We start from the raw sequence: 19,433 nt of genomic DNA, 5'->3' as shown, positions 1-19,433 counted from the left end.
TTAGTCTTCTTCAACCATGACTTTATCAGCTAGAAATTCAAATCCTTCTGGAATCAAGCTCTCTACTTCCACCTCTTGGTCAGCTTGAGGAGACTTGATTTTAGCTGAAAATGCTGCACGAACCTCTTTCCATTCCTCTAGGGAAATAGCCAGAATCTCAGGTGAAAATCCAGCTGCTTGGCTGAGAATATTGCCAAACATGGTATTGAGATTATCCCGTTTCATGGTTTGACCAGCATTGAAATTAGACTCAAAGGCTAAAATAGCATGGTGTTCATTGGCCGCAACTGGTTGAGAACCTACGAGAAGAGCCTTATCTGGTCCAGCTAAACTTTCAATTACTTCTCCCCACGCATTCTGGAGGCGAATCAAGTTTTGTCGTGCTAAATCAGGATTTTCAACAGCTTCTTGCAGAATAGACTGAACTTTATTGCGATCCACTCGATAGACTGTTTTGGAAGTGGCTGGACGACTAGGGACTGCCACAACTTGTTTAGGAGATGTGCCTACGTTAGCAAGCTCTTGTTTGAGACGGGCGACCTCCTGTCTCAGTGCAGAAATTTCACTTTCAACAGCTACCGAAACCGCAGATTCAGGCTTAATTTCCGCTAAACGAATGGTCATCATCTCAGCGTAAATCTTAGGTTGCAAGCTGGCCTTCATATCTGCTAAACTCACTGTCGCTAGACGAATCATTTCAAAGAGACTTTCCTGAGACAGAGCTAGATTGTCCATAAAAACTGAACTATGATGAGTATTTTCGCCACCTGTCTGAACAACCAGTAGATCACGCAAATACTGCAAGAGATCCGTCACAAAACGAGTCATACTCTTACCATTTTCAAACAAAAGATTCAAAGAATTGAGAGCTTTTGAGACATCCTGTTGGGACAAGGCGGCTACATAATCATCTAGTGCTGATAGACTAATGGTGCCTGTAATCTCCTCAGAGATAGCAGTCGTGAGCTCATTTCCCTGTGTTAAACTCAAGGCTTGATCCAGAATGGACAAGGCATCCCGCATTCCACCTTCAGCTCGTCTGGCAATGATTTCTACAGCATCTGGTTCAGAACTAATATTCTCTTTTGACAAAATAGTTTGGATATGGTCCTTAATATCTTGCGTTCGAATCGATTTAAACTCAAAACGTTGAACACGCGATAAAATAGTTGCTGGAATCTTATGCAATTCAGTGGTTGCCAAAATAAAGACGACATTCTGAGTTGGTTCTTCAAGGGTCTTCAAAAGCGCATTAAAGGCTCCGGTAGACAGCATATGAACCTCGTCGATAATGTAGACCTTATAACGAGCCAAGCTAGGAGCATAGGTCGATTTATCACGAATTTCACGAATTTCATCTACTCCATTATTCGATGCCGCATCCATTTCGATAACATCTTCTAGGCTACCTTCTGTCACTGCTTGGCAGATATAGCAGTTATTACACGGTTCTCCGTCCACTTGGTTCGGACAGTTCATAGCCTTAGCAAAAATCTTAGCGACGCTGGTTTTCCCAGTTCCACGAGGGCCTGAGAAAAGATAAGCGTGACTAATCTTTTCCTGCTCAACTGCTTGTCTTAGAGTTTTTGCCACAACTTCTTGACCTACTAGTTGTGAAAAAGTTTGACTTCTATATTTTCGATAAAGTGCTTGATACATTAGGCTTTCTCCTCAAACATCGTAAAGTCCCATTCTGTCTTCTCAAGCAAAATAGCGACAAATTGTTCCAAGTAATCACGGTCAATGGCATTGTAATCATCAATAAGTGAAGAATCTAGGTCTAAAACACCTAGCAATCGACCATTCTTAAGCATGGGAACCACGATTTCACTCTTTGCCATACTATCACAAGAAATGTAGTTTGGATAGGTGCTCACATCACCAACTAAAACAGTCTCCTGAAACTCAGCAGCTTCTCCACACACGCCTTTTCCAAGCGGGATGCGAATGCAAGAAACTCCACCCTGAAAAGGACCTAAAACCAACTCACTTCCATCAAACAGATAAAAACCTGCAAATACAGTATTGGGGAAGCGAGATTTTAGGAGGGCACTAGCATTTGAAAGATTGGCAAGAACATTGGTCTCACCTTCTAGTAAGTAAGAGAGTTCCTCATTTAACATTTGATATTGTGATTGTTTTTCTGAATCTAACATAGAACTATTATATCAAAAATGAGAAAGAGACAAAAGAAAAATCCCTTGTTTTAAACAAAGGATTTTGCGATTATCAATTTGATTAAAGTTCGATATCACCGAACAAGTCAGCCATTGAGAATCCTGTTTGTGTTTCTGGAAGTTCGAAATCACGTTTTTCTTGACGTTTTGGACGACGTGGACGAGCAGCACGTTTCTCTTCTTTTTGTCCTTCTTCTTGAGCTGGACGCTCTTCAAGAGCTTTGATAGAAAGTGATACACGTTCTGCATCAGCATTAACATCAAGGACTTTAACAGTAACTTCTTGACCAACAGTAAGAGCTTCTTTTGGATTTTCGATACGTTTGTGTGAAATTTGTGATACGTGAACAAGTCCATCGATACCTGGCAATACTTCAACAAATGCACCGAAGTCAGTCAAACGTTTAACTGTTCCTTCTACTACATCACCTTTTGCCAATTTTTGCTCAACGCCATCCCATGGTCCAGGTGTTGTTGCTTTAAGTGAAAGTGATACGCGTCCTTCTTCTTCGTTAAGATCAAGGATTTTCACTTCGATTTCTTCACCAACAGTTACAACTGATTTAGGTGAAACGTTACGTTCGTGTGACAATTCAGTTAAGTGAACCAATCCATCAACACCACCAAGGTCGATGAAAGCACCGAAGCTTGTGATACGAGCAACTTTACCAGTTACGACATCACCAACAGCCAATTTACCGAATACTTCAGCACGAGCTGCTGCAGTAGCTGCTTCAACAACTTCACGACGTGAAAGGATGAAGCGGTTCTCTTTAGCATCAACTTCTTTGATTTTAGCATCAAATTCTTGACCTACGAAACGCTCAGTGTTACGTACGAAACGAGTGTCCAACATTGAAGCTGGGATAAATCCACGTACGCCTTCAAATTCTACTGAAAGTCCGCCTTTGACGGCACGAGTTCCTTTAACAGTAACAACTTCTTCTTCGCGTCCTACAAGTTTGTCCCATGCTTTGCGAGCTTCAAGGCGTTTTTTAGATACAAGGTATGTAACTGTATCAGTATCTTTACCAACTACTTGACGAAGTACAAGAACATCCAATACTTCTCCTACTTTAACAAAGTCATTGATATCTGCATCGCGATCGTTTGTCAATTCGCGAAGAGTCAAGACACCTTCAACACCAGTCCCAGAGATTGCAACGTTAGCTTGAGTCGCATCAACTGTCAATACTTCAGCACTAACAACATCACCAGGCTCAACTTGGCTAACGCTATTTAGCAAATCTTCAAATTCGTTCATCTAAAAAATCCTCCAACAATCAAGTTTTTTCTAAACTTGACATACTTATAATTTTTTTCCTAAGCACCCGCAAGGACATGTTCATATCGTTCACGTCTATCAATTATAAAAATAAAATACCCTAAGATATTTTCTTTTTATCTTGAATTTATTACCTAAGAACTGGGGTAGCTGGATTCGAACCAACGCATGAGGGAGTCAAAGTCCCTTGCCTTACCGCTTGGCTATACCCCATTGATAAATGGAGAGAGAGGGATTCGAACCCCCGAACCCGAAGGAGCGGATTTACAGTCCGCCGCGTTTAGCCTCTTCGCTATCTCTCCAATGTTTAACGAGAACTATTATATCATGAAATTTTCAATAAAACAAGTATTATTTTGTCAAATTATAGTTTTCAATCAAAATTTCCACAGCTTTTTCAAGTTTTTTATAAAAACTATCGACATTTCCATTCTTTATGATGGCAAATTGGTTATCTAATTCGGCAATTTCACCAATAACCTTTTTCCCAATCGTCAAAACGTAACCTTCATAACTGTCTTTTCCAACAGTCACTTTTGCATCAGTTAATTTGATTTCAATTTTCTTATCTTTTTTACTCATACTATACCTCTTTTCACTTTTTCTATTGTACAAGAAAATGCGCAAACTAGCAAGAAAAAACTCCATTTCAGTCCTTACAACTGCTACGGAGTTCTTCTTTACTTCATGTCTTTTAGTCCACTTTGACAATCCATCCTTCAGGCGCTTCTATGTCACCAAATTGGATACCGGTCAATTCATCATAGAGTTTACGTGTAACAGGACCTACTTCTGTTTCACTGTAGAAAACATGGAAATCATCGCCATGTTGGATACCTCCAATTGGCGAAATAACCGCTGCTGTTCCACAAGCACCTGCCTCTACAAAACGATCCAAATTATCGATTGGGACATCACCTTCAATCGGAGTCAAGCCCAAGCGGTGTTCTGCCAAGTAAAGCAAAGAGTACTTGGTAATAGATGGTAAGATAGATGGACTCAATGGCGTAACAAATTCATTGTCTGCCGTGATTCCAAAGAAGTTGGCTGATCCGACTTCCTCAATCTTGGTGTGGGTAGCTGGATCTAGGTAGATAACATCTGAAAAATTACGTGATTTTGCCATTTTACCTGGTAGAAGACTGGCAGCGTAGTTACCGCCTACCTTGGCAGCTCCTGTACCATGTGGGGCTGCTCGGTCAAATTCATCTTGAATCAAGAAATTCGTTGGAACCAAGCCACCTTTGAAGTAGTTGCCAACTGGCATGGAAAAGATGGTGAAAATATACTCTTCTGCTGGTTTAACCCCAATAATATCCCCAACACCAATCAAAAGTGGACGAAGATAAAGGGTTCCACCCGTTCCATATGGTGGGACGTATTCTTCATTTGCACGCACAACTGCTTTACAAGCTTCTACAAACATTTCTGTCGGAACTTGTGGCATCAAAAGACGGTCGCAAGTACGTTGCAAACGCTTAGCATTTTCGTCAGGACGGAACAATTGAACACTGCCGTCCTTGGTACGATAGGCTTTCAAACCTTCAAACGCTTGCTGTCCATAGTGGAGACTTGGAGAAGACTCTGAAATATGCAAGGTTGCATCCTCTGTCAATTCTCCTTGATCCCATTGACCATTTTTGTAGTGAGCGATATAACGGTAAGGTAATTTCATATAAGCAAATCCAAGGTTTTCCCAATCAATTGCAACTGTCATGTGTTTCTCCTTTATACTATTCAAACTATGTGTTCTATTCTACACTTTTCTAGTAAAATTTCAAGTATTATTTGTAATTTTCTGAAAATTTTTTCAACATAAAGAAATCAGCCCTCTGGACTGATTCTTTTTACGAATTTGTTTTGTCCTCTTTAAAGACTTCTTTGAGGTAAGCATCGAAAACTTCCTCATCTGAAATCGTGTCTGAAATAAAGCTTCCATTGCTAGTACGTTCTGACAAGTTGAGGTCTTGCAATCGACTCTCATAGATTGTTCCCTTGTTAGATTGGACAAGTAACGTTTGGTCGTTTTCTTCTACTTCTGTACTAAAGAGATCACCAACGAAACCTTGCTCTGCAACTGCTCCTGCTAAAAAGACACGGTGTGGTTTGTTTTTCAACTCACGCAAGACTTGTAGACCTCGTTTGGCACGGCCGGTCGCTGGAATTTCCTCAATAGAAACACGTTTCAAACTTCCACGCTGAGTCAAGAGGTAGAAGGATGAGGTGTTACAGATAAAGCCAGCCTGAAGTGTATCATCTACTTTCAGGTTCATAGCCTTGACACCTGCAGCCTTGGCACCAACAACCGGAACCTCTTCGATGTTGAAACGAAGGGCATAGCCGTTTTGACTAATCAAAAGAACATCATCTAGTTTAATCGGAGCCACTGCTACAATTTGGTCTGTCTCGTCTTTGAGCTTAGCATACTTGACAGACTTCGACTTGTAGGTCCGCCATGGAGAGAATTCTTTGCGTTCTACACGTTTGATTTGACCAAGACGAGTCGCTGCAAAATAAGTTGTCGCATCATCAAACTGATCCACGACTTCTGCATAGAGTATTTCTTCGTTAGTTTCAAAGTTTGTAATGGTCTGGCTCAGATGCTCTCCGATATCCTTCCAACGAATATCTGCCAATTCATGGATTGGTCGATAAATGACATTTCCAAGAGTAGTGAACATCAAGAGGTGCTGGGTTGTCTTGGCAGTTTGTACAAAGATCAAACGATCATCATCACGCTTGCCAATTTCTTCCAGAGTAGATGCCGCAAAGGAACGTGGGCTAGTACGCTTGATATAGCCTGCCTTAGTTACGCTGACATAGGTACCTTCCTCGGCAATCAAACTAGCTGTGTCAATCTCGATTGCTTTCGCAGTATCTTCCAAAGTACTCAAACGTGGTGTCGCAAATTTCTTCTTGACCTCACGAAGTTCTTTCTTCATGAGATTGTACATAGTCCGTTCATCACCGATGATAGCCGCAAGCATGGCAATCTTTTCACGCAATTCTGCTTCTTCTTCCTGCAAGACAACCACGTCTGTATTGGTCAAACGGTAAAGTTGTAAGGTCACGATGGCTTCTGCCTGCTCCTCAGTAAACTCATAGCTGATCTTGAGGTTTTCCTTAGCGTCAGCCTTGTTCTCAGAAGCACGGATAAGGGCAATGACTTCGTCCAAAATCGAAATCACGCGAATCAAACCTTCAACGATATGCAGACGTTTCTCAGCCTTTTCCTTGTCAAAGCGGGAACGTGCTAGAATCACTTCACGACGGTGGGCGATGTAGCTAGATAAGATTGGAATAATCCCAACCTGACGAGGGGTGAAATTGTCAATCGCCACCATGTTAAAGTTGTAGTTGATTTGCAAGTCAGTATATTTGAAGAGATAGTTGAGTACAAGCTCGGTATTCGCGTCTTTTTTAAGTTCAATAGCGATACGAAGACCGTCACGGTCAGACTCATCACGAACCTCGGCAATCCCAGCTACCTTGTTATTGACACGAACATCATCGATTTTCTTGACTAGATTAGCCTTATTGATTTCATAAGGAATCTCAGTGATAACGATTTGTTCCTTACCGCCTTTTAGCTTTTCAATCTCCGTCTTAGAACGAACAACCACGCGCCCCTTCCCAGTTTCATAGGCTTTCTTGATTTCATCACGCCCTTGGATGATAGCTCCTGTAGGGAAGTCTGGCCCAGGCAAGAATTCCATGAGTTTGTCCACCTTGGCTGTTGGGTGGTCAATCATGTAGACTGTCGCATCGATAACTTCAGCCAAATTATGTGGTGGAATATCTGTGGCATAACCAGCTGAAATCCCAGTCGAACCATTGACTAAAAGGTTTGGAAAAGCTGCTGGTAAGACAGTTGGTTCTTTCTCGGTATCGTCAAAGTTCCACGCAAAAGGAACGGTCTTTTTCTCGATGTCCTGAAGGAGATAACCAGCAATCTCAGACAAACGCGCCTCAGTATAACGCATTGCCGCAGGCGGATCCCCATCCATAGAACCGTTATTACCGTGCATTTCAACTAGAATCTCACGATTTTTCCAGTCCTGAGACATACGGACCATGGCATCATAGATGGAACTGTCACCGTGTGGGTGGAAATTCCCCATGATGTTCCCGACAGACTTGGCCGACTTACGGTAGCTCTTGTCAAAAGTATTGCCATCTTTATTCATTGAATAAAGAATACGACGCTGAACCGGCTTCAAGCCATCCCGAATGTCTGGCAAAGCCCGGTCTTGAATGATGTATTTGGAGTAGCGACCAAATCGCTCTCCCATGATGTCCTCAAGGGACATGTTTTGGATATTACTCATATAGGATACAGAGCCCGTAAAATACCAAGTGTAAAGATAAATTCTTGAAGTAAGCTCTCAAAAGAATTTATTTTTTTACACAGTATCTAGAGCGTGTTCAACTCCTTTCAAAGAATATAGAGTAGGTTTTGTAGAATAAAGGATATTTTACGGAAATTAGTACCGTGTTCAGTTACGATAAATAACCAAACGACCCTTTCTGTAGTTTAAAAAACATTGCTTAATTATTTAGCGATTAGGAAGTTTCTCCTCAGCATACTGAATCATCTTCTCCGCCACTTCCTTATCGTAATCAAATCCCATCTTTTGAGCAAGAATTTGAGCTTCTCTGTGGAAGAGATTCATTGTGGAGAATAGGGATTGAGTGATTTTCTCTACACTTGAAAAATCAAGCAGATTTGAGAATTCCTTCTCCTTCTCTGCAGGTAAATACTGAAAAAGATACTTGTAGTTCTTGCCGATATCGACTGTTCCATTATCACTTGCAACCTGCCAAGCCAAGATCCTCAGGAGTTCTTGTTGGCAAATACCGTAGAGATGGTCGATCGCGTAGATGAGCTGATTACGATAAATCCCTTTAACCACGTAGGCTGATACCCACCAAAATTCATTGCAGACTTTTTCAAAATCTGTCTGACTAGCTGGGCTCATCCAGAAACGCAGAGGACTGGGAGAATAAGACTCAAACAAACCCTTCTCATCTACTAAAACTGTGAATCCTGCCTCACTATCCACCCACTCTTGAATGTGGTCTTTGGGGCAGAGAGTCAAATCAATACGGTTACCATCTTCAAAGAGCATGAGATAGAGACGACGGTTGCCTAGGACATTATGTTGCTCAATGATACGTGTTCCAAACTGGTCCAACCAAGCAAGGTCACTCGTCAGATTATCTAAATCGTCCACGACATAAACCACGTCGTAATCCTGAAATTCATCTTTTGGTGCTTTTGGATTTGTCCGTGAACCAGACATAGCGACAGCCTCGACTTTTAGACTTTTTGCGGTTTGTAAAATTAATCTCAGCATTTGCGCTTCACTTCTATGTTGTCTGCACATATCTTTTATAGAATTATTTTTCATTGCCGTCTTGCTCCTCTTGTTTTTGGATGCCTCGTATTCTTTTCATCTCAAGTTCGCCGACTATCAATTGGATAGTTGAACAAATCCCTAAAACGATTAAAATAAAATAAAACAAATTCATATCGTTTCTATGATATATTTGAAAGCTTCTCCATAATACAAAAGTATTTACTAATGAAAGAAGGAAAAGTAAAATAGCATTGAATAGGAGTGTTATAGCAAACTTACTCTTAAAATACCTATAATGTTTTCCAATCCGATAGAGAGTATATAGTGAAAAAACAATCATCAAAGGGGTGAACGCAAGTGCATAAAATAAGATAAACCCTATTCCTGAGTATGGTTTACTTTCCATTGGTAGATCTAATAGACAGATACCAATAGTGAGGATGTTCAATATAAACAAAGATACTGTGCGAGCACACTCTTTTCTACCTTTATTGGTCATTAAATCATATATAATTCCAAAAATGGCTAAGAGAACAAGGAAAAAAGGCATCATTAATAACGTAATCAATACCGCACCTCCAATAGTTTTAGCGATTGTTTACATACAAAAGATGATCGTCACCTTTACTTGAACTTTATATCTCCCCTGTCTGGTAAAGGTTATACCCTTCGTAATAATATGAAGCATCCACACCCTTAAAGAAACTGGCCTGAGTGAGGTCATCCGTCAGATTATTGAGGAGGAGATACTTGAGTTCTCCAGTCGATACCGCGCTACGCTTCGTGGCTAGGAGGTAATCTTCCTTGTCCACGTGAGACCAGTCCACGACTTCCCCCAGCTCAGCCTTGAGGAGATGATCCAGCCAGAGCCTCATACTTCTTCCGTTCCCTTCTCGAAAAGGGTGGGCGATATTTAGCTCAAGGTACTTTTCGACAATCTGCTCAAAGGTCTGATGAGGCATCCTGTCAATATTTTCCAAGGAAGATGCTAGATACATGACAGGCGCAAAGCGAACATTCCCTTTGGCGAGATTGACTGTCCGAATCTGGCCGGCGAAGTCATAGATTTCTTCAAATAAGAAACCATGAATAACGACCAGAGTCGCATAGGTGCCAGCTGCTTAATCGTCCAGAAGCTGGTTTTCAAAAAGCTCTTTCGCTCGGGTTTTGCTGATTTTTTTCTTCCATCTTGGCTAGTTCAAGCGAATCCATCAGACCAAGTTTATTGTCAAGCGTCATAAATACAGCTCCTTTCATTTAGATAGATTTTCTAAGCCCTGTTCCCACAGGTTTAAAACCTACTGTCTGATAAAATCCATCCGCTTCTGATATTAATTCAATGCGAGTCAAAGGATGTTTTTGATGAATTTCAGCAATCAATCGTCGTCCCAATCCTTTTCCGCGATAGGCTTTATCAATGATAATCTCAGCTAAAAAGGTCGTCATGACTTCATCTGTCAAGTAGCGGGCAAAACCAAGGATTTTCTGGTTCTCTTCAACTACCAAGTAATGGGACAGATTTGTTAAAAATAATGATGTCACTTTTTCCTCTGTAAAAGAAAGCCATTTTTCATTTTGATAAAGGGAATAAATAGCTTGACAATCCTTTGTGCTTGCAGATCTGATTATCATTTTCTACTCCTTTCAAATCCAATGCGACCACTAACAATTTTTCAACTCAAATTTAGTTATATTCTAGTTGCTCTCCGTCGCTTCTTCCCTCGACTCCTTAGCTGACTTGCGTTTTTTATATCGACTACGGATAGCGTTGAGATGGTCACGGAGATCGGCATACTGCTTTTTATCTGGATAAGCATAGGCGTTGATTGCAGTAAAATCCACAAGGAAGTCATAGATTTCTTGCAGTTTGAGACGGACGGTCTTATTCTGGCTGGGAGTCTTGCCCTTGAGCTCAGTCAGTCGCATATATGACTTGCTTACGGCATATCCCCTTGACCACGTAAGCGGAAACCCACCAAAATTCATTACAAGTTTTTTCAAAATCCGTCTCACTAGCTGGGCTTGTCCAGTAATGCTCTGGACTTGTAGTATAGGACTCAAACAAGCCTTTCTCATCTTTCAATACTATATAATCAGCCTCACTATCTACCCACTCCTTGATATGCACTTTAGGACATAGAGTCAAATCGATCCGATTGCCATCTTCAAAAAGCAGGAGATAAAGACGACGGTGACCAAGAATGACTTCTTGCTCAATAATACGTTTGCCAAACTGGTCCAACCAAGAAGGATCTCTCGTTAGATTATCTAAATCATCCACGATATAAACAACATCGTAGTCTTGAAATTCATCTTTTGGAGCTTGCTCATTTGTTCTAGAACCCGATAAAGCAACAGCATCGACTTTTAAAGTTTTAACTGTTCTTAAAATCTGTCCAAGCATTTAGGATTCTGTTCTCATATTTCACTTCTTCATCACTTAGAGCTGTTTAAAATTGTTTTTCATTATAAATCGTAAACCATTTGCCATCTCTGACATAATCTAAGCAATTAATCACTATACCCAACCAAAAAGTATTCTGTGTCTTACTGATTTCGTTTAGTGTAATGGAGGTAGAGAGGAGGAAGATAGGAAACTAGAATCATCAAAATCATTACCAAGAATGTCAACAGATGGATCTGAACTAAATTTACCACATACCATCCCAGAATACCTACAGATAGGGGACCTAAAACATAGGATAGGAAAATCAAAAAAGCCTTCCACCGTTTCTCCGGATAGACGTAACACAATCGAATAAGTGTGTATACTAAGGCTCCCGCTATCAAAGGAAAACCAATAAAAAGCATAATAGCAGACGCCACCAAAGCACTGGATTCTGAAGAATCCATATTGAATAAAAGCATCAAGATCATAAATAAAGTAAATACAATCGGTGCATATAATCCTTGGAAACTTTTTTTTCGACTGTTAATGTAGAATGCAAGAATAGCCGAGGGTAAAGAAACTAAGAAAATCAAACCCAAGTAACTACCAAAAATCGAATGTCTTGAATCAATCATTATTCATGCTCCTTAAAACACTGTCGCTTCTTCCAGCGTAAACTTGACATTATCCTCAATCCACTTACGGCGTGGTTCGACCTTGTCTCCCATGAGGACGTTTACGCGACGTTCAGCGCGTGCTAGATCTTCGATTGTAACACGGATAAGAGTGCGGGTTTCTGGATTCATGGTTGTTTCCCAGAGTTGGTCCGCGTTCATCTCACCAAGACCCTTGTAGCGTTGGAGGGTTGCGCCTTTACCAAACTGCTTGCGGAGTTCTTCTAGCTCTCCGTCCGTCCAAGCGTAGGCCACTTCTTCTTTCTTGCCCTTTCCTTTGGACATCTTGTAGAGAGGCGGAAGGGCGATATAGACATGTCCTGCTTCTACTAGGGGGCGCATATAGCGATAAAAGAAGGTTAAAAGGAGAGTTTGAATATGGGCACCATCTGTATCCGCATCGGTCATGATAATAATCTTATCATAGTTAGCATCTTCAATAGAGAAGTCTGCTCCGACACCCGCTCCGATGGTATAAATCATGGTATTGATTTCTTCATTTTTGAGAATATCCGCCATCTTAGCCTTGGCTGTATTAATCACCTTACCACGAAGGGGCAAGATAGCCTGAAATTTACGGTCACGACCTTGCTTAGCAGAACCACCGGCAGAATCCCCCTCTACCAGATAGAGTTCATTCTTGGCAGGATTCTTAGACTGGGCTGGCGTTAATTTACCCGACAACAAGCCCTTGTCTTTTTTATTTTTCTTGCCATTTCGGCTCTCATCACGCGCCTTACGTGCTGCTTCACGAGCGTCACGAGCCTTGATAGCCTTACGTATGAGGTTAGAAGCCAGTTCACCATTTTCCATAAGGAAGAAGGTCAACTTATCAGCCACAATTCCATCCACAACCGGACGTGCTAGTGGACTTCCAAGCTTGTCCTTGGTCTGGCCTTCAAACTGAAGGTGTTCTTCCGGAACCAAGATAGAAAGAACAGCTGCTAGTCCCTCACGGTAGTCTGACCCTTCAAGGTTTTTATCTTTTTCCTTGAGAAGACCTGTCTTACGCGCATAGTCATTCATGACCTTAGTGATAGCAGACTTGAGTCCTGTCTCGTGCGTCCCCCCATCCTTGGTGCGAACGTTATTGACAAAGGATAGAATGTTATCTGAAAATCCATCATTGTACTGGAGGGCAACTTCCACTTGGAAACCATTGTCTTCACCTTCAAAGTATAGGACTGGCGTCAAGGTTTCCTTGTCTTCATTGAGATAAGAAACAAAGTCCTGCACCCCATTTTCATAGTGGAACTCGATCGCTTCTTCTGTTCGTTTGTCAGTTAGAGACAAGGTCACATTTTTCAAGAGAAAGGCTGACTCATTGAGGCGTTCTGAGATGGTATTGTACTTGAAGTCTGTCGTGGAAAAGATAGTTGCATCAGGCATGAAGGTAACCTTTGTACCTGTCTTAGACTTAGCTGCTGTCCCAACCTTTTGAAGAGTTGTTACTGGTTTGCCACCATTTTCAAATCGTTGCTTGTAGACTGTACCATCACGGGTGATTTCAACTTCCAGCCAACTTGATAGGGCATTAACGACTGAAGATCCCACTCCGTGGAGACCACCAGATGTTTTATAACCCCCTTGACCGAATTTCCCTCCGGCGTGGAGAATGGTAAAGATAACCTCAACGGTTGGAATTCCCATGGCGTGCATCCCAGTCGGCATTCCTCGACCATGGTCTTGAACGGTTAAACTTCCGTCTTTATTGATGGTCACATCAATGCGATCACCAAATCCAGACAAGGCTTCATCGACTGCATTGTCCACAATTTCCCAGACTAGGTGATGGAGACCAGCACCGTCAGTCGATCCGATATACATCCCCGGACGTTTACGGACTGCATCCAACCCTTCTAGCACCTGAATGGCGTCATCATTGTAGTTATTAATATTGATTTCCTTTTTTGACACAAGGAACCTCCTATTTGTTCATCTTTACTATTTTACAGGTTTTCTAGGGATTTTGCAAAGTTTTTCCCATTCAGCTGTCACAATATCACAAGATATTCTCTGACTTTCTATACCATTTCATGGTATAATAGGTCTATGATGACATTTGTATTATTAATTCTAGCTTATTTGCTAGGTTCGATTCCGTCTGGTCTCTGGATTGGACAAGCTTTTTTTCAAACAAATTTGCGTGAACACGGTTCTGGAAATACTGGAACGACCAATACTTTCCGTATTTTAGGTAAGAAGGCAGGTATGGCAACCTTTGTGATTGACTTCTTTAAAGGGACCTTGGCCACTCTCCTTCCTATTCTTTTCTACCAACAAGGTGTATCACCTCTCGTCTTTGGACTTTTGGCCGTAATTGGACATACCTTTCCTATCTTTGCAGGATTTAAGGGGGGCAAGGCTGTCGCAACTAGCGCTGGGGTTGTTTTCGGATTTGCGCCTGTCTTCTGTCTCTATCTAGCAATCGTATTCTTTGGAACCCTCTATCTAGGTAGTATGATTTCACTATCTAGCGTTGTTGCTTCTATTGCTGCTGTAATTGGAGTTCTAATTTTCCCACTATTTGGGTTTATCTTAAGTAGCTATGACCTTCTTTTTATCGTAATTATCTTAGCTCTTGCTAGCCTAATTATCATTCGTCACAAGGATAATATCACACGCATCAAAAACAAAACTGAAAACCTCGTTCCTTGGGGACTAAACTTGACACATCAAAATCCTAAAAAATAAAACGCCAGTTTCAAACTGGCGTTTTTTGTATGATTATTTAGACTTAATGTAGTTAATCCCATCTGCCTTAGGAGCAACTGCTTTTCCGAAGAAGGCTGCCAAGACAAGAATTGTCAAGACATAAGGCGCGATTTGAAGGTATACCGTAGGAACTCCTTGCAAGAAAGGAAGTTGAGATCCGATAACGGCCAAACTTTGAGAGAGTCCAAAGAAGAGACTTGAAAGCATAGCACCGATTGGATTCCATTTCCCAAAGATCATTGCAGCAAGGGCAATAAATCCTGGCCCTACAATGGTTGTTACTGAGAAGTTGACGGAAATGGATTGAGCATAAATCGCTCCCCCAATTCCACCAAGGAATCCTGAAATGATAACTCCAAGATATCGCATCTTGTAGACGTTGATTCCCAAGGTGTCCGCTGCTTGAGGGTGTTCACCAACCGAGCGAAGTCGAAGACCAAAGCGGGTTTTGAAGAGGATAAACCAAGCAAGGAATGAGAAGGCAATGGCTAAGTAGCCAAGTAGGCTTGTTGACTTGAAGAAGATATCTCCAATCACTGGGATATTGGCCAAGACTGGGAAATCAAAACGTCCAAAAGTCTGGGTTAGATTATCCGTTTGTCCTTTGTTATAAAGAACCTTGACCAAAAAGACTGCTAAAGCAGGCGCCATCAAGTTCAATACCGTACCACTGACAACATGGTCCGCACGGAAGTGAACAGTGGCTGCTGCGTGAATGATGGAGAAGATTGCTCCAACAAGTCCCCCAACTAATAAAGATATCCATGGAGTTACAGCTCCAAGTTGTTCTGCAAATTCAAGGTTAAAGACTACTCCAGAAAAAGCACCCATAACCATAATTCCTTCAAGACCGACATTGACAACACCAGCACGTTCAGAGAAAACGCCTCCGATACTTGTAAATACAAGTGGTGCTGAATAAATCAACATGGATGATACCAAGAGGGTTAGCATTGTTGTAATAGACATACTTACTTACCTCCTTTTACTTGTTTTTTAGGTTTGACAAAGCGCTCGATTAGGTAGTGAACGCTGACAAAGAAGATAATTGATGCTGTTACGATACTAACAAGCTCTGATGGTACTTGCGCCGCATTCATACCAGGTGCTCCAACTTGGAGAACACCAAATAGAAAGGCTGCAAATAGAATTCCAATTGGTGAATTTGAAGCTAGTAGACTAACTGCCATACCATTAAATCCGATAGCCAATGAAGATCCTTGTACATATACGTTTTGGAAAGTTCCTAGACCTTCGACTGCTCCACCTAAACCTGCCAAAGCTCCTGAGATAATCATCGAAAGAATGATTGTACGTTTTGCAGAGATACCTGCGTATTCAGAAGCATTTGGGTTAAGACCAACTGCACGAATTTCAAAACCGAGAGTTGTTTTCTTGAGCAAGAACCAGATGACTCCTACAGCAATTATTGCAAAGAAAATCCCGATATTCATACGAGAGTTTCCAGTCAACTCAGACAACCATTGCGTCTGGTAAGTTGCATTTGCACTGACACGAATCGTTGAGTCTGTACTTTGCATGATATCTTTAGGGAAGGCATGAATAAAGGCATTTCCCACATACAGTACAATGTAGTTCATCATGATGGTCACGATAACTTCTGACGTACCCAGATAGGCTCTGAGGACACCTGGAATGGCACCAACAATTCCACCTGCAATCAAAGCGATAATCACTGTTAATGGAATCAAGATGAGACGTGGCATATCAGGATTTGACAAGGCAAACCAACCACTGAGGATCCAACCTGCAAGAGCTTGACCTGGCAAACCGACGTTAAAGAAACCTGCACGACTGGCAACCGCAAAACCAAGACCAATCAAGACTAGAGGCCCCATGGCACGGAAAATTTCACCTACTCCACGAAGACTACCAAAGGCTGTGTAGAATAATTCCTCATAACCCCAAATAGCATCGTAGCCGAAAATCCACATGACAATGGCTCCGAGCAGGATTCCTAAGAATACAGAAATCAAGGGAACCGAAATTTGTTGTAATTTTTTAGACATCACTCTTCTCCTTTCCCAAGCTTCCGCCAGCCATCAAGACACCAAGTTCTTGTTTATTGGTTGTTTCTGGTGTCACAACACCTTGAATCTTCCCATCGTGGATAACAGCGATGCGGTCAGAGACATTCAAAATCTCATCCAATTCAAAGCTGACAACAAGGACAGCCTTACCATTATCACGGGCTTCAATCAAGCGTTTGTGAATGTACTCAATGGCACCAACGTCCAAACCACGTGTTGGTTGGCTAACAATGAGGAGATCAGGGTCGCGGGTAATCTCACGGGCGATAATGGCCTTTTGTTGATTTCCCCCTGAGAGAGCTGCTGCTGGAACAAACTCACTAGCAGCACGAACGTCAAATTCTTCCATCAATTTCTTAGCATGAGAAGTAATATTGGCATAGTTCAAGATACCATTTTTACTGAGCGGTTCTTTGTAATAGGTTTGAAGAGCAATGTTTTCTGAAATCATCATATCCAAAATCAAACCATCACGATGACGGTCTTCTGGAACGTGTCCGACACTCATCTCAGTAATTTGTCGAGGATGCATACCGACAACTGACTTTCCTTTCAAATCAATGCTACCAGACTCAACTTTACGAAGACCTGTGATAGCTTGAATCAGTTCTGACTGACCATTTCCGTCAATACCCGCAATACCGACAATTTCACCAGCACGAACATTCAAAGAAAGGTTCTTCACAGCTGGAACACCACGGTTTTCATTGACAACTAGGTCTTTGATAGACAAGACAACATCTTTCGGCTGGGCTGCTTGTTTGGCTGTCTTAAAGGATACGGAACGTCCAACCATCATTTCAGCCAAATCTGCATTGGTTGCTCCTGCAATCTCAACAGTTTCAATAGATTTTCCTCGACGGATAACCGTAACACGATCAGAGACTGCACGGATTTCATCCAACTTGTGGGTAATCAAGATGATGGATTTGCCTTCTTTAACAAGGTTTTTCATGATTGCCATCAACTCATCAATTTCCGAAGGAGTTAATACCGCTGTTGGTTCGTCAAAGATAAGGATATCAGCACCACGATAGAGTGTTTTCAAGATTTCTACACGTTGTTGGGCACCAACGGAAATATCCGCTACCTTGGCAGCAGGATCCACTGCCAAACCATAACGTTCAGAAAGAGCCTTGATTTCTTTAGTAGCACCAGCTATATCTAGAACACCATTTTTTGTGATTTCACTCCCTAAAATGATATTCTCAGCTACTGTAAAAGCCTCAACCAACATAAAATGTTGGTGAACCATTCCGATTCCCAAACTAGCAGCTTTAGATGGTGAGTCTAGTTTTACAACCTGACCATTCACCGCAATCTCACCACTAGTTGGTTCAAGAAGTCCCGCTAGCATGTTCATCAGAGTGGATTTACCCGCTCCGTTTTCTCCTAAAAGTGCATGGATTTCACCTTTTCGCAGTTGCAAGTTGATTTTGTCGTTTGCTACAAATTCACCAAACACCTTGGTAATATCCCGCATCTCAATGACATTTTCGTGTGCCATATGCTCTTCCTTTCAGAGGTTTATTTTATTTCAATAAAACCTGCTAATCACATTAACAAGCTCTATTGAGACAAAAATTGCCTCAATTCTTAAAGAAGCGGCCACTGGCCGCTTCCTAAGAAATGACTTCCATCAATTATTTTTCAGGAACTTTGATGCTACCATCAAGGATTTTAGCTTTTGCATCTTCAACAGCTTTTTTACCTTCTTCAGAAAGGTTTGTCACTGCCAAGTCAACACCTTTATCCTTCAATGAGTAAACGATAACTTGACCGCCAGGGAATTCACCTTTTTCAGCTTTGTTGGCAAGGTCTTTTACAGCTGTACCAACTTGTTTCAAAGTAGAAGCAAGTACGAAGTTAGCTTCTTTACCATCTTTAGAAGTGTATTTACCTTCATCTACTTGGTCACGGTCTACACCGATAACCCAAACTTTTTCACTTTCATTTTTGCTTTCATTCAAAGATTTAGCTTCTGAGAAAACACCTGCTCCGGTACCACCAGCTGCTTGGTAGATAACATCTGCACCTGCAGCGTATTGAGCTGCAGCAATTGTTTTACCTTTAGCAGCATCACCAAATGAACCAGCGTAGTCTACTTGTACTTTGATAGATGGGTCAACTGACTCAACACCAGCTTTGAAACCAGCTGCGAAGCGAGAAATAACTTCAGATTCCATACCACCTACAAAACCAACTTGTTTTGTTTTAGTAGTTTTAGCTGCAGCCACACCTGCAAGGTATGCTGCTTCGTTATCCGCGAAAGTAGCACTTACAACATTTTTTTGATCTTTGATCACATCGTCAATCAAAACATAGTTTATATCTGTATGTTCTTTTGCAGCATCAGCAACTGCATTTTTAAGTGCAAAACCAATACCATAGATTAAGTTGTAATTTCCAGCTGCTTGTTGCAAGTTGTTTGCATAGTCCGCTTCACTTGTTGATTGGAAGTAAGTGTAACCTTTATCTTTAGAAAGGTTATGCTCTTTACCCCAAGCTTGAAGACCTTCCCAAGCTGATTGGTTAAATGATTTATCATCAACACCACCAGTATCTGTAACGATAGCTGCTTTAGTCTTCACATCAGAAGAAGATGAAGCTGCGTTACGAGAAGAGCGATTACCACATGCAGCAAGTCCAAATGCTGCTACTGCAACTAGACCAAGGCCTAGCCATTGTTTCTTGTTCATTACTGAACCTCCTAAATAAGATACGCAACGATGTTGCAAGTATGGATTGTTTGGTCACAAGGACCCTTGCCACTCAGTGAGCA

The 19,433-nt window shown here is 41.5% G+C and carries 15 protein-coding genes, 2 tRNA genes and 3 pseudogenes; 1 reads left to right on the top strand and 19 read right to left on the bottom strand.

What is annotated here, in order from left to right:
- The 15 genes and pseudogenes from dnaX to parE form a co-directional block, all read right to left on the bottom strand.
- Nucleotides 1-1,659 (bottom strand): DNA polymerase III subunit gamma/tau, encoded by a 1,659-nt coding sequence (dnaX, locus tag MK409_RS01780; protein ID WP_268705124.1) that lies wholly within the window; start codon nt 1,657-1,659, stop codon nt 1-3.
- On the bottom strand, nt 1,659-2,156 hold the full coding sequence (locus tag MK409_RS01775) for a GAF domain-containing protein (protein ID WP_061406982.1): 498 nt from the start codon (nt 2,154-2,156) through the stop codon (nt 1,659-1,661). The genes dnaX and MK409_RS01775 overlap by 1 nt, the downstream gene beginning before the upstream one ends.
- 82 nt (nt 2,157-2,238) lie before the next feature.
- Nucleotides 2,239-3,441 (bottom strand): 30S ribosomal protein S1, encoded by a 1,203-nt coding sequence (rpsA, locus tag MK409_RS01770; protein ID WP_001001616.1) that lies wholly within the window; start codon nt 3,439-3,441, stop codon nt 2,239-2,241.
- 162 nt (nt 3,442-3,603) lie between these two features.
- A tRNA-Gln gene (locus MK409_RS01765) sits at nt 3,604-3,675 on the bottom strand.
- A gap of 8 nt (nt 3,676-3,683) precedes the next feature.
- Nucleotides 3,684-3,764: transfer RNA gene (locus tag MK409_RS01760), tRNA-Tyr, on the bottom strand.
- Nucleotides 3,765-3,813: 49 nt separating this feature from the next.
- On the bottom strand, nt 3,814-4,044 hold the full coding sequence (locus MK409_RS01755) for a DUF2969 domain-containing protein (RefSeq protein WP_268705123.1): 231 nt from the start codon (nt 4,042-4,044) through the stop codon (nt 3,814-3,816).
- A 112-nt stretch (nt 4,045-4,156) separates the two neighbouring features.
- Nucleotides 4,157-5,194, bottom strand: a complete 1,038-nt coding sequence (locus MK409_RS01750) for a branched-chain amino acid aminotransferase (RefSeq protein WP_326845909.1) — start codon at nt 5,192-5,194, stop codon at nt 4,157-4,159.
- Between the two features lie 115 nt (nt 5,195-5,309).
- Nucleotides 5,310-7,790 carry a DNA topoisomerase IV subunit A gene (gene parC, locus MK409_RS01745; protein ID WP_268705121.1) on the bottom strand — a complete coding sequence of 827 codons (2,481 nt, stop codon included), beginning with the start codon at nt 7,788-7,790 and terminating at the stop codon, nt 5,310-5,312.
- Nucleotides 7,791-8,018: 228 nt separating this feature from the next.
- Entirely contained in the window at nt 8,019-8,873 is an 855-nt protein-coding gene (locus tag MK409_RS01740) for an aminoglycoside 6-adenylyltransferase (protein ID WP_268705120.1), read from the bottom strand.
- Nucleotides 8,863-9,375, bottom strand: coding sequence for a hypothetical protein (locus MK409_RS01735; RefSeq protein ID WP_129313160.1), 513 nt, complete (start codon nt 9,373-9,375; stop codon nt 8,863-8,865). Before MK409_RS01735 ends, MK409_RS01740 begins: the two co-directional genes overlap by 11 nt.
- A gap of 82 nt (nt 9,376-9,457) precedes the next feature.
- Nucleotides 9,458-10,061 (bottom strand): annotated as a pseudogene (gene fic, locus MK409_RS01730) (protein adenylyltransferase Fic).
- Nucleotides 10,062-10,079: 18 nt separating this feature from the next.
- Nucleotides 10,080-10,454 carry a GNAT family N-acetyltransferase gene (locus MK409_RS01725; protein ID WP_268705119.1) on the bottom strand — a complete coding sequence of 125 codons (375 nt, stop codon included), beginning with the start codon at nt 10,452-10,454 and terminating at the stop codon, nt 10,080-10,082.
- Between the two features lie 63 nt (nt 10,455-10,517).
- Nucleotides 10,518-10,745, bottom strand: a pseudogene (locus MK409_RS01720) (hypothetical protein); the annotation flags it as partial.
- Nucleotides 10,738-11,226: pseudogene (locus MK409_RS01715) on the bottom strand (aminoglycoside 6-adenylyltransferase); the annotation flags it as partial. The pseudogenes MK409_RS01720 and MK409_RS01715, both read right to left, overlap by 8 nt.
- A 632-nt stretch (nt 11,227-11,858) precedes the next feature.
- On the bottom strand, nt 11,859-13,802 hold the full coding sequence (parE, locus tag MK409_RS01710) for a DNA topoisomerase IV subunit B (protein WP_268705118.1): 1,944 nt from the start codon (nt 13,800-13,802) through the stop codon (nt 11,859-11,861).
- Nucleotides 13,803-13,937: 135 nt separating this feature from the next.
- Between parE and plsY the strand changes: the two genes are divergently transcribed.
- Nucleotides 13,938-14,579 carry a glycerol-3-phosphate 1-O-acyltransferase PlsY gene (plsY, locus tag MK409_RS01705; RefSeq protein ID WP_268705117.1) on the top strand — a complete coding sequence of 214 codons (642 nt, stop codon included), beginning with the start codon at nt 13,938-13,940 and terminating at the stop codon, nt 14,577-14,579.
- A 33-nt stretch (nt 14,580-14,612) separates the two neighbouring features.
- Here the strand turns inward: plsY and MK409_RS01700 are convergent, their stop codons facing one another.
- From MK409_RS01700 to MK409_RS01685, 4 genes are all read right to left on the bottom strand, one after another.
- Nucleotides 14,613-15,569 carry an ABC transporter permease gene (locus MK409_RS01700; RefSeq protein WP_000029141.1) on the bottom strand — a complete coding sequence of 319 codons (957 nt, stop codon included), beginning with the start codon at nt 15,567-15,569 and terminating at the stop codon, nt 14,613-14,615.
- A 2-nt stretch (nt 15,570-15,571) separates the two neighbouring features.
- The gene (locus tag MK409_RS01695) at nt 15,572-16,630 is read right to left on the bottom strand and encodes an ABC transporter permease (protein WP_061406965.1); all 1,059 of its coding nucleotides are present in this window, start codon (nt 16,628-16,630) and stop codon (nt 15,572-15,574) included.
- Complete coding sequence (locus MK409_RS01690) at nt 16,623-18,158, bottom strand: ABC transporter ATP-binding protein (RefSeq protein ID WP_268705116.1); 1,536 nt, start codon at nt 18,156-18,158, stop codon at nt 16,623-16,625. The genes MK409_RS01695 and MK409_RS01690 overlap by 8 nt, the downstream gene beginning before the upstream one ends.
- Before the next feature lie 136 nt (nt 18,159-18,294).
- Nucleotides 18,295-19,350, bottom strand: coding sequence for a BMP family lipoprotein (locus tag MK409_RS01685; RefSeq protein WP_061406961.1), 1,056 nt, complete (start codon nt 19,348-19,350; stop codon nt 18,295-18,297).
- Nucleotides 19,351-19,433 lie beyond the last annotated feature (83 nt).

It is taken from the genome of Streptococcus oralis, from assembly GCF_026782375.1.
Taxonomy (GTDB): Bacteria; Bacillota; Bacilli; order Lactobacillales; family Streptococcaceae; genus Streptococcus; species Streptococcus oralis_CL.
Note: the sequence above shows the minus strand (reverse complement) of the source record. Positions and strands in the feature narration are given on the sequence as shown.

Excerpts from the sequence above, each read along its gene's own strand:
- dnaX (WP_268705124.1), bottom strand. The coding sequence starts at position 1,659 with ATGTATCAAGCACTTTATCGAAAATATAGAAGTCAAACTTTTTCACAA.
- MK409_RS01775 (WP_061406982.1), bottom strand. The coding sequence starts at position 2,156 with ATGTTAGATTCAGAAAAACAATCACAATATCAAATGTTAAATGAGGAA.
- rpsA (WP_001001616.1), bottom strand. The coding sequence starts at position 3,441 with ATGAACGAATTTGAAGATTTGCTAAATAGCGTTAGCCAAGTTGAGCCT.
- MK409_RS01755 (WP_268705123.1), bottom strand. The coding sequence starts at position 4,044 with ATGAGTAAAAAAGATAAGAAAATTGAAATCAAATTAACTGATGCAAAA.
- parC (WP_268705121.1), bottom strand. The coding sequence starts at position 7,790 with ATGAGTAATATCCAAAACATGTCCCTTGAGGACATCATGGGAGAGCGA.
- MK409_RS01740 (WP_268705120.1), bottom strand. The coding sequence starts at position 8,873 with ATGAAAAATAATTCTATAAAAGATATGTGCAGACAACATAGAAGTGAA.
- MK409_RS01735 (WP_129313160.1), bottom strand. The coding sequence starts at position 9,375 with ATGATGCCTTTTTTCCTTGTTCTCTTAGCCATTTTTGGAATTATATAT.
- MK409_RS01725 (WP_268705119.1), bottom strand. The coding sequence starts at position 10,454 with ATGATAATCAGATCTGCAAGCACAAAGGATTGTCAAGCTATTTATTCC.
- plsY (WP_268705117.1), top strand. The coding sequence starts at position 13,938 with ATGATGACATTTGTATTATTAATTCTAGCTTATTTGCTAGGTTCGATT.
- MK409_RS01700 (WP_000029141.1), bottom strand. The coding sequence starts at position 15,569 with ATGTCTATTACAACAATGCTAACCCTCTTGGTATCATCCATGTTGATT.
- MK409_RS01695 (WP_061406965.1), bottom strand. The coding sequence starts at position 16,630 with ATGTCTAAAAAATTACAACAAATTTCGGTTCCCTTGATTTCTGTATTC.
- MK409_RS01690 (WP_268705116.1), bottom strand. The coding sequence starts at position 18,158 with ATGGCACACGAAAATGTCATTGAGATGCGGGATATTACCAAGGTGTTT.
- MK409_RS01685 (WP_061406961.1), bottom strand. The coding sequence starts at position 19,350 with ATGAACAAGAAACAATGGCTAGGCCTTGGTCTAGTTGCAGTAGCAGCA.